The following is a 14,840-nucleotide window of genomic DNA, read 5'->3' on the forward strand; positions in this document are numbered from 1 at the left end:
AAATTTGTCTACTGTCGACAATGAAGGCAACGAAATTGTCCGGTTGCCGGTTTATGGTCCTGTGATCCCAGGCGAAAGCGCTGAGCGCCAAACGGTGGGTTGAGATTTCCCGTATGCCCTGAGCCGGAAATCCGGCGTCAGGATTGCGAGAAGGCGTCCAATGAGGACATAATATGTCTGGTCAGCGCTTCTGCGGCGTTGTCGGCATTACCGCTTTCGATTGCCGCGACCAACGGCTCATGCTCGAGCGCGACGTCAAGCAGATTGCCATAGGCAGCGTTGTCGATGGTCAATGCAAGCCGCATATGGTCGAAAAGCAAACCGGCGATCTTCTCGATGTACGGATTTCCAGCCATGCGCCAGAGGGCTTCATGGAAGTCCAACTCCGCCTCGACGACGCCGGCCAGGTCGCCTGCGGCGGCGCGGTCCGCCATGACTTGAATGAGGCTGCGCAGCTCCTTCAAGTCATCTTTCGAATGCTTTTTGGTCACCGCCTGGATGGCGAGCGCCTCGATCGAGTTGCGAACGGCATAGAGCTCATGAATCTTCTCCGGGCTCATGCTGATGACCGACGGACCGAAATGCGTTCGATTCTCCAGCAGCCCACCCTCCATCAGGCGGTTGACGGCCTCGCGCACCGGAGCCCGACTAATGCCAAGAGATCGCGCGATGGTAGCCTCGACCAACCGTTCACCCTGCGGAATCTGGCCGGACAGAATTCGGCTGCGCAGGTCAAGATAAACCTGGTTGGCGACGGAATTCCTCTGGATCACCGGTGCCTGTATCTCGTCCTGCTTGAGGGATGCCATGAAATCGCTCCTTACAACCAATAGGTACCCAGAGGGAGCCCATCGGCCAATCCATTCAAATGAGCACGACATTTTACCGCAAAAGCTACAAATTCAAGCGCTTGTCGGCTGTCGTACAGGTTTTCCACCGCCGGCGTCAGGCCGATTCACGCCAAAGCTGCTTGCCTTCGCGAACTTTATCGCAAGCTCTGTCGAGTGCACCTGCAATCTCGTCGGCCTGCTTATTGGTGAGAACCAGCGGCGGAAACAGCTTCAAACCTGGAGGATCGATCTCCGAGACGCTGTGGCATAAGACACCCTGCGCAAAGATTTCGCGGTAGAGCGTCCGGCCGGCTGCGCGGGCAGAAAGACCGATCGACATCGCGAGACCGAATGACGACACGCTTGTCAGGATGTCCGGATGACGGCCGCAGACCTCGTTGATCTTTGCCGTCAGATATCGGCTCACCGACTTCACATTTTCGAGGAGTGCCGGATTCGAGGCAACCTCGAGCACCTGGGCAGCGACGAGGCAGCTGATCTCATTGCCGCCGAGACTGGAGATATAGGCGAAACGATGCTGATTCATGCATTCTTCGTAGATTTCTTCACGCATCAGCACGGCACTTGCCGGATAGAGTCCGCCAGACAGGCCCTTGCCGGTTATCAGCATCGCGGGTTCGATATCGTATTGCTGGGTCGCCCAAAGGGTGCCCGTCCGCCCAAGGCCGGCACGCGTTTCGTCGACGATGAAGAGGATGCCGCGTTCCTTGCAGAGCCGGGATGCGGCCTCAAAGAACTCCTTCGATGCCGGCGCAAAGGTCTCGTAGTCCATCGGCTCGATGATGAAGGCTGCAATGTTCTTGGTCAGCTTTCTGTCCAGTTCGTCCACATCACCGAAAGTCTCCAGGAAGTCTGCGTGTGTCGGAAGATTGTAGTGGTCGATGATGCCTTCTTCCGGCGAACCGGTAACGATCGCAGCAAAGCCGGTGTGGCCGTGATATCCGTGGCGGTATGCAAGCATCCGCTGGCGCTTCGTTACGCGGAAGGCGAACATCGTCGCGAGATCGACTGACAGCGTCGAGCAGAGCGTCACGACGCTTCGGTTCAGCCAGGGTTTTGGTGCCAGCTCGGCCAGGCGATCCTGCAGTTTCAGGTATTCGGCATTCGGAACCGACCACAGGCCGGTATCGCGGCCATCGTCGAGTGCCTGTCTCAGTGCGTTCAGTACAGCGGGGTGGCGATGGCCGAGAGCGTGAACGCCGCCACCGGCGCCGCAATCGATAAGGCGGCGGTCGCCTTCGATATCCCAGAGATAAACGCCCTCGCGCCGCCCGATGACGAATTCCGCGCCCTTGGCGAGCTGTCGCTCGGCGTTGGATCGCCAGGAGCGCTCTATGAATGCATTGAAGATATCAGCGCTGGTGTCCAGCGTCTTAGCCTGTGTCATTGGATGCCCGCCCTGATCTTATTGTTCGGTGAGAGTGAAATGCCAGACCTTGGAGACGATCTTCCAGCCGTCCTTGGTCTTTACGAGTGTCAGTTCGTCGGTGAACTGCTTGGGGAGGAAGATTTCCCGGACTCGCATATGTGCGGTTGTCGGAGTCGGGATTTCGATCAGGACTATTTCGTCCTTGCGGGGATCGTTACGCGTTTCAGGAGAGACCCGGCCGCGGACGATCTCCAGATAGGTCTCAACGTTCATGATGACAGGCTCTGCATCTGCAAAGCAGTAGAGCATGGCGGCAGGGTGCAAGATTGCGGCGAACAGGTTTGCGTCGCATTTATAGATCGCATCGAAATACGTCTCGGCGATCTGGCGAATGGCGTCTTCGTCAGACATGGGTCCTCCCGGATTTTTATGATTGAGTGGAAGGGGCGAAAGCCCCTTACTTCTTACGCACCGTATGCGCGACCGCCGCAAGGCAGGTCAGCTCGAACATCAGGTTTGCGGCGTTTATGCAGGTGATTCCAGTGGGGTCGAGCGACGGCACGACTTCGCAGATGTCCCCGCCGATCAGATCTATGCCGTTCAATGCCCGCAGCATCATCTGTGCATCGCGCATCATGATGCCGCCCGGTTCTGGAACGCCTGTGCCCGGAGCTTCCTTAGGGTCGAGACCGTCGATGTCTATGGAAAAATAGGTCTTGCCGCCGCCGATCACCCGCTTGATTTCGGCGATCACATTGGCGCGCCCCATCTCCTCGTATTCGTCCATGGTGATCATGCGGATGCCCGTTTTTTCACCGTAGACGATATCATCGTCGCCATAGCGCGTGCCACGCAGGCCGATCTGGATGATGCGCTTAGGATCGAGCAGACCTTCCTCCACTGCGCGGCGTACGAAGGTCGCATGGTTGTACTTGGTGCCCATGAACTCATCGAAGGTGTCGGAATGGGAGTCGATCTGCACCAGGCCGACCGGGCCATCCTTGGCAATGGCGCGCAGGATCGGCAATGGGACAGTATGGTCGCCCCCGATCGAAATCGGCACCGCACCCGCCGCGTGGATTTTGACATAGAAATCCTGGATCAGTTCGACGCTCTTTTCGACGCTGAGTGGATGAGTCGGCGCATCGCCGATATCGGCGATATTGGCCATCCGGTATGGTGCCACACCCGTCGTCGGGTTGACCTGGCGGATCAGCCGTGAGGCTTCGCGCACGCCGGCTGGTCCCTGACGTGCTCCGGATCGGAAGGTCGCGCCGAGGTCGAGCGGCACGCCCACGAGCGCAATGTCCACTTCGGACGTCAACTCGGCTCTAGCCGCCCGCATGAAGCTTGCAATCTCCGCATAACGTGGCGTCACGGAAGAATCGACGGGCTGGAATTTCTGGTCAGTCATGGTTCACCTCTTTGTAAGTGTCAGTGTCGCAACAGATGCAGCATCCGCTTGCGGTATTGAGTAAATTCGTCGCTCGCCACCACGTCTGCGCTGCGTGGTCGGGGAAGCTCGATCTTGAAATCCTCGATGATCCGTCCGGGCCGCGTGCTCATCACCAGGACGCGATCCGCCAGGAAGATCGCTTCTTCGATGTCGTGAGTAACGAAGATAACGGTGCTCCTCTTGCGTGCCCATATGTTGAGGAGAAGTTCCTGCATGCGCGAGCGCGTCTGGGCGTCAAGCGCGGCGAAAGGCTCGTCCATCAACAAGACATGCGGCTCCATGGCCAGGGCTCTTGCAATTGCAACGCGTTGTCGCATGCCGCCGGAAAGCACCTTTGGAAATTGCTCCGCATAATCCGTCAACCCGACGATCTCGATCAGTTCGTCGGCGGTTTGGGAGACCTTGGCAGCCGACCACTTGTTGAGCCGCGGCCCGAACTCGACGTTGCCACGGACTGTTAGCCATGGATAAAGCGAATAGTTCTGGAACACCATGCCACGATCAGGGCCGGGATGCGCGACCGCCTTGCCGCCGACGATCACATGGCCCGTGGTGGTCTCGATCAGACCGCCGACAACGTTCAGCAGCGTCGACTTCCCGCAGCCGGAGGGTCCAAGTAGGCAGACGAACTCGCCCTCTTCAATGGTGAGGCTGGTCTCGGCAAGAGCGATCTGGGTTGCCTCGCGGTGGCGCGAGAACTCCACGCTGACGTTTTCAATGAAGACTTGAGACATCATGGACCTCAATGCAGGTAAGGAAAGAGCTTGGCGTGCGCGAAACGAAACACCAAATCGGTCAGGATGCCGAGAATCCCGACCGCCACGATGCCCGCAATGACCTGATCGGTCAGAAGGAAGCGCTGCGATTGCAGGATGGCGATGCCCATGCCTGAGTCTGCACCGACGAGTTCGGCGACGATCACGTAGGTCCAGGCGATACCGGCCGTGATGCGCAAGGAGTCCACGATGCTCGGTATGCAGGCAGGCAGCAGTACCTTGAAGAATACCTGTCGCGAACTGGCGCCCAGCGAATAGGCGCTGTTCATCAAATCGCTCGACACACCCTCGGAAATGCTAGCGATAAAAAGAGCCAGCGGAAAGAAGGTGCCGATGAAGATGACGGCGATCTTCTGCGATTCATTGATGCCAAGCCAGATGATCATCAGGGGTACAAAAGCGGTTGCCGGAAGATAGCGTGCAGTGCTGAGCAGCGGCTCGATCAGTGAGCGGAAGAAGGGAAAGTTGCCAATCAGGATACCGATCGGGATGGCCACCACGGCAGCGATGAGGAAGCCGCCGAACACGCGGCAGGCGCTTGCCCAGACATCGAAAAGGTAGCCTTCAAAGAAGACCATCTCGAACAACCGACGCGCGACCGCTAAAGGGCTCGGCAGGAAGAATGGCTGAATCCAGCCGGCCTCGGTCACCAACAGCCAGATTGTGAAAAACATGACGACGCCGAGCGTCGAGATCGTCAGCCGTTCGCGGGCCGAAAGGGCCGCGCGCGGCCGCAGGTAGCTGCGAAAACGTCGGATTGCGGGGTGGGTGGGGCGCCGTTGCGGCGCGCCATTATAGTTGTCCATGGATAGCATGGCTGACGTGATTGGCTGTCGCACGAGCGCCTCCCGACCTACTTCGCCAATTCAGGGGCAACGCCGACGAGCTTCTGTGCATCAGGCACTTTGCGTAGCACGCCGATACGGTGGTAGAACTCCCCAGCATTTGTCACGAGTTTGACCGCCGGGCTTTCGCTTCCCGTAAAGAACGTCTCATTGTCATTTGCAGAGATGAACCGTACGTCGCCAAGGCTTGCCTCCAGCGTCTCCTTCGACATCTTTAGGTTTCGCGCGATGATTTCGTTTGCAGCGGCTGGGTCTGTCTTCATGAACGCGACGCCCTCGAAGTAGGCTTTCACGAAGGCCTTGAAATCGGCCTCGTGATCCTTGGCGAAATCACTGCGCGTCGCCAGCGCATCCACGATCAGGCCAGGCATCGACTTGGTATCGATCAGTACTTTGCCAAAACTGGTTGCGGCGGCTTTCGACAGCCAGGGCTGCCATGTAACGGCTGCATCGATGCTACCGGCCACAAAGGCCGCGCCGGCATCGCCGGACTTCATGTCGATCGTTTTAACATCGTTCAGGGTGAGACCTGCCTTGTCCAGCGCCTCGGCAAGAAGGAATTGTGAGATCGAACCCTTCTGGACACCGACGCTGTGGCCCTTGAGGTCAGCCACCGATTTGATGTCCTTCCTGGAAACTATGCCGTCGCCACCTGAGGATTCGTCCAGCGTTGTGAGAAGGGTGAGATTGGCGCCATTGCCGGCGAAGAGGGTAAAATTGTCGATCGTCGATGCGACAACGTCGATCTGGCCGCCTTGCATGGCGGCGAGCGCATCTGACGATGCCTCGATGATCTTGAGGTTCACATCGAGCCCGGCCTTATCGAAGAATCCCTTCTCCTTGGCGATGTAGAGGGCACCATAACCGATCCATGTCGAGTGCGCGACAGTCAGCTTCTGCGCCGACAGGGCAGGCAAAGCTCCCATGAATGCCACAGCGATGCCAACTGAACTTGCAAGCGCGAGCTTCGAAAAATTCTTCATAAGGCATTCCCCTTTTTTGATTAGTTCGACAGTCCACTGTCGACAATGTCAAATATCCATATATTCATCGTCCCGTCAATCGGGTCTTCGGAAGGAATTCGACAAATGCCCAGGAGCGAGTGAGGGAGCGTGATCTCTATGGTTGGCGCAGGCTCAAAGACATAATGGATACTGCGGTAAGCGAACTACTCTTGTCTGAGCAGGTGACCTGATATGCCGGCGGGTCAACGGGTCGGCAAAATGGAGGATCGGATCTGGCTTGAAAATCTCCGGCCCAAAATGGGGGCGACCACCAAACGGCCGGATGCTCCAAAGATCAAGGATATCGAACGCGACCGAAACGTAGGTTATGTATTTTCGATGTGCCCTCGCTCTGAGGCGATAAATATGAACGGCGATGGCTGAATGTTTGGAGCTATCGGGGACAAAGAGACTTTGGATCTCCGAAAATACGCTCGCGAAGCGTTGCAATCCGCCTAGCGAGGGAAACCTTATGCATCATACGCTCCGGTTGGCGCAGCGGCAGGTTGCCTAGCCGTGTCTCGAATGCTGTTCGGTCTCGGCTGATACTGAAGAGACTGACACCAAGCCGAAACGCTGCGGGAGAAAGCCCCTCGTGCTCGACTACTGCAAGAAACGCACGCACGTTGCGTACGTCATGACTAGACGTTAAAAGGCGCGTCATTCAAACTCTCACTTGCAAAAACAGTCAAGTGAACAAACCAGTTCCGCCTTCCTCTCGTGATATGAGATCGGCCGAGTTTTTCAGAATTAAACCGCGAGATGTAACGACAGAAGTCGAACGTTCACGCTTAATGTCAGGCGCAGGCGCTGCCATGCGCTCGCAATCAAACTCCGCGATTTAGTGAGTCGCAAAATTCCCCGAAGCGCTCCTGACAACGAGGTTGAAGAGCAGCAAGATGGGGAATTCCCAGATTTCGATTCCCTCCACCATGATCCGACCAACAGCTACGCATGCTGCGCGCCTTGAATGAAACACTTAGTTCAGTGCCGTGACCGTCGATCTGACTGACCGAAGTTAAGATTAGGAAGATCCCTTGTGGTGCGGAGGAGACAATATTGCATGCTTGGGGATTACGACACCGCTTTGTCCAATAGCCCGCCGGACTGAAGCACACCCTATCTGGCGACAACGATGGCGAGACAAACCGACGCACGTCACTTAGGTCAATGGCCGCAACAGATGGGGTTTGCATCTCGGTGTCGTAATTTGAGGGATCACCGTCCTATTAGCGCTGTGCGTTCAATCCTATTCAGCGGCTGATAAACCTTAATAGGAGGCACGAATTGAAATTGGTTACGTCATCCTGCCACGTGGAACTAACGCCCGTCGTCACCACACCGGAGGCTTATATTGAAGCGGGATCGTTATTTGAATGGCGCCCTTACCCCGCCATAGCCATCGCCAAACAACACATGTCGCTACTTAAGATCGCCAGCGACCTTGGCGATGACGTTTTTATCCGATGGAGCGATCGATGAAGTTCTTCGGACTAGAGGCAGAGATGCTTGCCCGAATACAATTCGGATTTACCATCTCCTTTCATTTCATTTTCCCAGCATTCTCCATCGGCACAGCGAGCTTTCTTGCGGTTCTCAACGCGCTCTGGCTCTGGAAGAAAGATCCAGCCTACCTGAAGCTCTTCGAATACTGGAAAACCATCTTTGCCGTCACCTTCGCCATGGGCGTCGTTTCGGGCATCGTGATGAGCTATCAGTTCGGCACGAACTGGTCGGTCCTTTCCCAAAGAGCGGGTTCGATCATCGGTCCCTTGATGGGCTACGAGGTTCTGACAGCGTTTTTCCTAGAAGCTGGGTTCCTCGGCATCGCTTTGTTCGGACGAGAGCGCGTCGGAGACGGCGCCCACATGTTTGCCGTGGCCATGGTCGCGTTGGGCACCCTGATCTCTGCGACTTGGATCACCTCGGCGAACAGCTGGATGCATACGCCCGCTGGATTCAGCATCAACGCCAGCGGCATCTTCGTGCCCGAGAGCTGGTGGCAGATCATCTTCAACCCGTCATTTCCCTACCGTATGGCCCATACCGTCGTGGCAGCCTTCCTCACAACGGCTTTCGCCGTCGGGGCCGTGGGCGGCTGGCACCTCTTGAAGCGAAACGACAATCGGCAGGTCCGCATCATGTTCTCGATGGCGATGTGGATGGCCGCGTTGGGAACGCCGGTGCAGATCCTGCTTGGGGACCTCCACGGTCTCAATACACTCGAGCATCAGCCGGCCAAGATTGCAGCGATGGAGGGGCATTTCGAGACGCACAAGGACGGTGCCCCGCTCATCCTGTTCGGAATCCCGAATGACGGCGCAGAGCGAACGGAATATGCAGTCGAAATCCCGAAGCTCGGTTCATTGATACTGAAGCACGATCCCAATGCGGAGATAAAGGGGTTGAAAGAATGGCCACGTGATCAGCGTCCGCCAGCGTTGATGCCCTTCATTACCTTCCGGGTAATGGTCGGCCTCGGCTTCTTGATGCTCGGGCTTGGCCTATGGTCGCTGTGGGCGCGCTGGAAAGGATATCTATACAGGTCGCGGTTGCTGCATCGTTTCGCCGTGATGATGGGTCCGTCCGGATTTATCGCGGTCCTAGCCGGGTGGTACACGACCGAGGTCGGCCGGCAGCCCTGGACGGTCTACGGCCAGCTCAGGACATCTGACAGTCTGTCGCCGGTTTCAGCTCCGGCCGTCGGTACCTCTCTTATCATCTTCATCGTCGTCTATTTCATCGTGTTCGGTGCGGGCGTCTTGTATCTCCTGAGGCTGATGCGGCGGCCGCCGTTTGAGATCGACGATCACGAACTTGATACCGCGCCGATCAGAACGGCTGGAATGATGTCCGGACTGACGCTCGATGATGGTCGAGGAGCAACTCATGACCATTGATCTTTCATTCGTCTGGGCCGCGATCATCGCTTTTGCCGTCTTCGCCTATATTATTCTTGACGGCTTCGATCTGGGGATCGGCATAATATTTCCCGCCTTCCCGAAGCGACACGATCGCGATCTCATGACAAACACCATCGCTCCGGTATGGGACGGCAATGAGACTTGGCTCGTGATGGGCGGTGGCGGGCTGATGGCCGTTTTCCCGCCCGTCTATTCGATCGTGTTTCCCGCGCTGTATCTCCCGATCATCATCATGTTGATCAGTCTGATCTTCCGCGGTGTCGCTTTTGAATTTCGCTGGCGAACAAGGCCCGGCTCCCATCTCTGGGACATAGCGTTTTGGTTGGGCTCGTCGCTCGCGGCGATCATGCAAGGCATCACGCTCGGCACGTTGATTCAGGGCATCAAGGTTGAAAACTATGCCTATGCCGGTGGTACCTGGGATTGGCTAAGCCTTTTTTCGGTCCTATGCGGGCTTGCCCTGCTTGCAGGTTACGCTCTGCTTGGAGCGACCTGGCTGAACCTGAAGACGTCAGGTGACGTGCAGGCACGCTGCCAATCATTGGCGAAGCACCTGACAATCCTGCTGCTTGCGTTGATCGGCGTCGTGTCGATCTGGACCCCGTTCATTAACGAGATCTACTTCCAGCGATGGTTCCAATGGCCCACCGCCTTCTTCTCCTCGTTCGTGCCGCTGCTGTTGGCGATCTGCGCTTGTCTTGTGCTGATGGGGCTTCAACAAGGCAAGGATCTCCAGCCCTTTCTGGCGACGCTCGGCGTGTTCGTTTTGAGCTACATAGGGCTGGGGATCAGCTTTTATCCCTACATCATTCCGGGTGCGCTCACGATACGGGAGGCGGCAGCCCCGCTTACTTCCCTGCAATTCCTTCTGGCAGGAACAGCGGTCCTCATGCCCACAATCCTGAGCTACACCGGATACGCCTACTGGGTTTTTCGCGGCAAGGTTCGACCGGAAGACGGCTATCATTGAGCGCAAGTGCAACGGTCGCAGGCTTGGCCGGCGGCCGATGCTCGAAGAGCGGTCGAGCCTGATGGCGCATTTTGAGGGAATTATGACTTTTACTGAACCACGGCACTTATGGAATAATCCTGATCAGCAATTCGGTTTGCGAGTGCAAAAAGAGACCGGCATGGCCACGAGGATCTGCGCGTGAATGTCAAGTTCGACGCGTTTCGACTGGCCAGCTCAATGCGATCGGACGTCATCCGGGATCAGCAGCAGGAATCTTGGCGCCGGCGGGTTGAGTGATCTTGCCTTTGAAAGTAGATCAAGATGAGCAAGTTTTTGTCTCGTGCCGGTTACTTCGTCGGGCTTTGGCTGGCAGGCGTCGCATCGGTGGCGATCGTCGGCCTTATCATCCGCGCCATGCTGCATTGAGCCTTAGATGGACGGACCTGATAAGAAGAGTTCACTGATGACCATGGTTTCTGGCGATCCCTTTATCGACACCGTATGGCTGCAGGGCGAGGTCAAGCCTTCTTCTTTTTTACGGCCTTCCGCTTGGACTCGCCAACGCCCGGACCGCTCAAAAAGCCGAGTTCAGCAAGCGGGTCGAGAATTCCTTCGGGAGGCATCCGCCTGCCACCTTTTAGCCGGCGATCCGTAAATTCCTTTGCGGCTCCGTCCAGGAACGCGTTGACCCTGGCGTCTACAAGGGATTCGATGTCCTCTGGCACGGGCAACTGGTAGACGTATTTCCGGACGCCAAGATAAAAGAAGCTCGAATGGAACGACCATAAAATCTCGCTGTCGAGTTGTCTGTTGGCTTCATCGGTATTGGTCACACCGATGGAATGATAAAATTCGTTCAAGATGATCGGAAAGGTTCGTTCCTGAAGCATAGAAATATAGCGCCTGTTGATGGACTGGTCGTTCAGCGCACCTAGGAGAAATATCCTGATCCATTGTCTATGGAGGATGCTGTCGCAATAATCGATCAAGTATGATTTGAGCCTTTCTCGAAAGGGAATGGCGCGATTTTGCAGCTCTACCTGCCATTCACCCTTCCATCGCGTCAGGAATACTTCATTGAAGACCCGCTCGATAAGCTCGTTTTTTGTCTTGAAATAGCGATACAGCAGAGGCTGCGTTACCCCAATGTGCTTGGCAATCTCTCGCGTGCTGGCTTGGAAGCCATTCTCGGAGAAATAATCGATTGCCTTTTCCACGATCTGCTTTTCGCGACTGGCATAGGACAGGTATGTCTTCGTTGGGCCCTTGGGCGGCATGGGGATCTTCGTCCTTAACTGCAAGCGTTTTGTCATCGATCGAGCGGACTGCGGAAATCATTTGGCTCTACAAATGCCCGCTTTCCGTCCCCGGCATTCCTTTCGAGACTTGTGCGCCCCGTTGCATAATGGGTGTGGTCACATTTTTGTCGAATCTGAATTCACGCGAATAGCCTTCCTTAGTTCCTTCGAGGAGTTACCCGATCCGTCCGGTAATATGCAACTTTTAGGCCAGAAAAAGCTTGGCCTTGCTCCTCGGAGCGGTTGAGCCCCCCATTGCACCGTCCGCTACGATTTGACGGATGACGATCGTCCCTCTTCGCCTTTACCTGCCAGTTTTACGCGCGAGGCTCGATCGCGCCGGTGTATCCGCTGACCAGCAAGAGAGCGGTTGGTCAACCGCCCTCTCGTGTGGAGCCGCTGGATCCGCGCCGTCTGGGGCCTAAAGCTAGCGGTATCGTCGAGCTCAAATCGGAAGGGCGGCATTGCCGCTATCCTTGAACTCAACGGTTACAAACTGCAGCGGGGTCTGACCAATATTCTCGAGGTCGTGCCAGGATATTTCTCCCGCCGCGAAATTCAAATGCTTGGTGTCGCCCGGCTGATAGCTGACTTCGACAACGCGCCCGTCGGCATAGCGCGACCGGGCTTTCCCATGCGTCAGCGAGGTCCAGAAATAATTGAGCACGTGGCAGTGGAATCCGAACCGCTCGCCCGGTGGCACGTCGAGATGCCAAACGCGAACATCGTCCGTCTCTGAGACGAGTTTCGTGCCAACGCGCCCGTTGTCCCTGTTGCGCTCAAGCTCCCGGACCAGGTCTTGAGACCAGCCTTCACGCGCTATCAAATTTGTAATGTCCATCGCGGCTTCCCTTCCTCAGTCGCTTGCAGAATGATTTGAGTTTTAATCGATCGATAAATTTAGTCAATCGGTCAACGGAAGCCAATTTTCTCGTGATCGCAATCAGTGGAAAATCTCATCGGGTAAGAGCATATTGCGAAATCTTAACATCATTTGTTCGAGAAATTATCGACTATACATCATATAGGAAATCAATAAAATGAAATCTATTCTGTATAAATACAGATTTACTAATCATAGATATTTATTAGATTTCAATAATAGCTGATTTCGTGCGCGCTATGATGACGGTCACTTCATAGAAGCGACGAAAAATACAGATTACATCATTAATGATTGCGATTTTTCATGTGTGCACCCAAGGGTTGCCGTCGGGCAGAAATGCAAAAACCTCGATAAATTCGCTTGACAAAATCCTCACATATTCAGAAATTATGGTCGATCGATAAAAATATTGGAGGAGATATCCATGGGTCGAGTTACCGGCAAAGTCGCCATCGTTACCGGAGGAGCTTTGGGAATGGGGCGCGCTCACGCTGACGCGCTTGCCAAAGAGGGGGCAAGTATTGCGATTGCCGATCTCAACGCCGAAGCGGGTGCAGCGACCGTAAAGGAATTGGAGCAGCGTGGTACCAAAGCACATTTCATTGCGCTCGATGTCTCATCTGAAGACAGCTGGTCCAAGGCCGTCGATGTAGTTTCCAGCCAGTTTGGCAAGATTGACATCCTTGTCAATAACGCCGGCATCTATCTTTCCGGAACGACAGAATCGACGAGCCTGGAGGTCTGGGAAAAGACCTTCGCGGTCAACGTTCGAGGCGTCTTCCTCGGATCGAAATTCGTCATTCCGCATATGCGCCGAGCCGGCGGCGGATCGATCATCAACGTCTGCTCGAACTGGGGCCTTGTCGCTTTTCCTGATGCCGCCGCTTATGTCGCGTCGAAGGGCGCCGTGCGCTTGCTGACAAAGGCGACCGCATCTGAGGTCGCCAAGGACAATATCCGGGTCAATTCTGTGCACCCGAGCCTCACGGCAACTGCCATGACCGCCGACATCATCGCTAACGATCCTGACATGACCCGCAAACTGGTCGGTCCCTCGCTGCTCGGGCGCCCGGCGCGTGCCGAAGAGATCGCGAATGCGGTTCTGTTCCTTGCCTCGGATGAGGCGTCGTTCATGACCGGCAGCGAGATGGTTGTCGATGGCGGATATACCGCGGTCTAAACCGACAAAGCTGCACTCAAGCCTGTGCTCGAGAGCCTGAAAGAAGTTCCGTTGGCTTGGTCTCGGAGGGGATCGCGGCAACGGGCTTGAGGTGACGCAAGCAGATCGCGGCGCGGCCGCTCAGGATTGCCCGCCTCACATCGTTCATTCAACGGGAGGATAAAATGACTGATTTCAACGATAATTCCAATGTGCCCGGGCTTATCTCATTGCCCAAGTTTGGCAGAAGAGCGTTTCTCGGCGCCACGGCGGCGATCGGTGCGGCGGCAATGACCGGCCTCTCCATCACGCCGGCGCGCGCTGCGGGAAAGGATCCCAAGGACTATCACTTCGGCGTCGCCATTCCCTATAGCGGGCAGGAATCCTACGAGCACATCATTGCCGGTTACAAGAGCGCGATGGACGCTCTTGGTGGCTCGCTGACGATCGTCGATTCCAATTGGGACATGAAAAAGCAAGCCGACCAGATTGCAACGCTCGTCTCTTCCGCCGTTGACGCCCTGATCGTGCTTCCTATCGATCCGAGCGGCATCTCGAATGCCGTGCAGGCTGCTGTCGCCAAAGGCGTGCCGACCTTCTGCACCGACGGTTATGTCCTCGGAACCAACGCTGTTTCGACGTCGCTGCACAATCACTTCGGCATGGGCGAAGTCTCGGCCCGCAAGCTCGCTGAAAAGCTCGGCGGTAAGGGTAAGATCGGCATTCTGACTCTCCCGCAAAACGAAAGCTGGGCCATGCGCAGCATGGGAATGCGCTTCGCGCTGCGCCAGTACCCGGACATCGAGGTCGTCGTCGAATGGCCGTTCGACACGACCTTGAAAGTCACTCCGCGCGATGCCGTCGACAACATGCTGACGGCTCATCCCGACCTGAACGGTATCTGGGCCGCCTGGGATCAAGCCGCAATCGAGGCGACGCTTGCTGTGATGGCCGCCCAGCGCAACGACATGTTCGTGACCGGCATTGATGGCGGAAAGCAGGCCTTCGAGTACATTCAGTCGGGCACGCCATTCTTCTTCACGGTCGCGCAGAGCTTCTATCAGGAAGCGTACCAGAGCATCTACTTCGCCCACGAGTTCCTCGCAGGCCGCCAGTCACCTCGCCTAATCGTTAACAAGGCCTATGGCGTCACACAGGAAAACCTTGCCAACCGCGAGGGCGGCGATATCGAGAACTGGGATCAGTTTGGAGCCGCCGACAAGCTAGGCTGGGCAATGGTGGCTTAAGCAAAGCCCCAAGAACATGTATTTCAGGCCAAGACGCGGCTTTCTTTCACGGCGCCCGTAGATAAGGCGGGCG

Annotated in this window: 14 protein-coding genes; 5 read left to right on the forward strand and 9 right to left on the reverse strand. The window is 56.2% G+C overall.

Annotated features, from left to right (window positions below; translation table 11 throughout):
* Positions 1 to 137: 137 nt before the first annotated feature.
* The 7 genes from GR212_RS31170 to GR212_RS31200 all read right to left on the reverse strand — a co-directional run bounded on the left by GR212_RS31170 (position 138) and on the right by GR212_RS31200 (position 6,280).
* Entirely contained in the window at positions 138 to 809 is a 672-nt protein-coding gene (locus tag GR212_RS31170) for a GntR family transcriptional regulator (RefSeq protein ID WP_163992875.1), read from the reverse strand.
* A gap of 136 nt (positions 810 to 945) precedes the next feature.
* On the reverse strand, positions 946 to 2,238 hold the full coding sequence (locus GR212_RS31175) for an aspartate aminotransferase family protein (RefSeq protein WP_163992876.1): 1,293 nt from the start codon (positions 2,236 to 2,238) through the stop codon (positions 946 to 948).
* A gap of 18 nt (positions 2,239 to 2,256) precedes the next feature.
* A complete protein-coding gene (locus GR212_RS31180; protein WP_163992878.1) occupies positions 2,257 to 2,631 on the reverse strand; it encodes a nuclear transport factor 2 family protein in 375 nt (124 codons plus the stop codon).
* 46 nt (positions 2,632 to 2,677) lie between these two features.
* Complete coding sequence (speB, locus tag GR212_RS31185; protein ID WP_163992880.1) at positions 2,678 to 3,634, reverse strand: agmatinase; 957 nt, start codon at positions 3,632 to 3,634, stop codon at positions 2,678 to 2,680.
* A gap of 20 nt (positions 3,635 to 3,654) precedes the next feature.
* Positions 3,655 to 4,413: an ABC transporter ATP-binding protein gene (locus GR212_RS31190; protein WP_246726111.1), complete on the reverse strand. Its 759-nt coding sequence runs from the start codon at positions 4,411 to 4,413 to the stop codon at positions 3,655 to 3,657.
* A 5-nt stretch (positions 4,414 to 4,418) separates the two neighbouring features.
* Positions 4,419 to 5,102 (reverse strand): ABC transporter permease, encoded by a 684-nt coding sequence (locus GR212_RS31195; protein ID WP_348643578.1) that lies wholly within the window; start codon positions 5,100 to 5,102, stop codon positions 4,419 to 4,421.
* 203 nt (positions 5,103 to 5,305) lie between these two features.
* Positions 5,306 to 6,280: an aliphatic sulfonate ABC transporter substrate-binding protein gene (locus tag GR212_RS31200; protein WP_163992882.1), complete on the reverse strand. Its 975-nt coding sequence runs from the start codon at positions 6,278 to 6,280 to the stop codon at positions 5,306 to 5,308.
* 1,308 nt (positions 6,281 to 7,588) lie between these two features.
* Between GR212_RS31200 and GR212_RS31205 the strand changes: the two genes are divergently transcribed.
* Genes GR212_RS31205 through cydB form a run of 3 tightly spaced genes read left to right on the forward strand, consistent with a single transcriptional unit; the run spans position 7,589 to position 10,195 of the window.
* Complete coding sequence (locus tag GR212_RS31205; protein WP_163992884.1) at positions 7,589 to 7,783, forward strand: hypothetical protein; 195 nt, start codon at positions 7,589 to 7,591, stop codon at positions 7,781 to 7,783.
* Positions 7,780 to 9,201 carry a cytochrome ubiquinol oxidase subunit I gene (locus GR212_RS31210; protein ID WP_163992886.1) on the forward strand — a complete coding sequence of 474 codons (1,422 nt, stop codon included), beginning with the start codon at positions 7,780 to 7,782 and terminating at the stop codon, positions 9,199 to 9,201. Before GR212_RS31205 ends, GR212_RS31210 begins: the two co-directional genes overlap by 4 nt.
* On the forward strand, positions 9,191 to 10,195 hold the full coding sequence (gene cydB / locus GR212_RS31215) for a cytochrome d ubiquinol oxidase subunit II (protein ID WP_163992934.1): 1,005 nt from the start codon (positions 9,191 to 9,193) through the stop codon (positions 10,193 to 10,195). Before GR212_RS31210 ends, cydB begins: the two co-directional genes overlap by 11 nt.
* 500 nt (positions 10,196 to 10,695) lie before the next feature.
* Here the strand turns inward: cydB and GR212_RS31220 are convergent, their stop codons facing one another.
* Both GR212_RS31220 and GR212_RS31225 read right to left on the reverse strand, forming a co-directional pair.
* Positions 10,696 to 11,454 (reverse strand): TetR/AcrR family transcriptional regulator, encoded by a 759-nt coding sequence (locus GR212_RS31220; RefSeq protein WP_204326842.1) that lies wholly within the window; start codon positions 11,452 to 11,454, stop codon positions 10,696 to 10,698.
* A 466-nt stretch (positions 11,455 to 11,920) separates the two neighbouring features.
* Positions 11,921 to 12,316 carry a hypothetical protein gene (locus GR212_RS31225; RefSeq protein ID WP_163992887.1) on the reverse strand — a complete coding sequence of 132 codons (396 nt, stop codon included), beginning with the start codon at positions 12,314 to 12,316 and terminating at the stop codon, positions 11,921 to 11,923.
* A gap of 469 nt (positions 12,317 to 12,785) precedes the next feature.
* Between GR212_RS31225 and GR212_RS31230 the strand changes: the two genes are divergently transcribed.
* Positions 12,786 to 13,541, forward strand: a complete 756-nt coding sequence (locus tag GR212_RS31230) for an SDR family NAD(P)-dependent oxidoreductase (RefSeq protein ID WP_163992889.1) — start codon at positions 12,786 to 12,788, stop codon at positions 13,539 to 13,541.
* Positions 13,542 to 13,705: 164 nt separating this feature from the next.
* A complete protein-coding gene (locus GR212_RS31235; RefSeq protein WP_163992891.1) occupies positions 13,706 to 14,767 on the forward strand; it encodes a sugar ABC transporter substrate-binding protein in 1,062 nt (353 codons plus the stop codon).
* The last annotated feature ends 73 nt before the right edge of the window (positions 14,768 to 14,840 follow it).

The sequence above is a fragment of the Martinezella lusitana genome, from assembly GCF_010668395.1.
GTDB lineage: Bacteria > Pseudomonadota > Alphaproteobacteria > Rhizobiales > Rhizobiaceae > Rhizobium > Rhizobium lusitanum_A.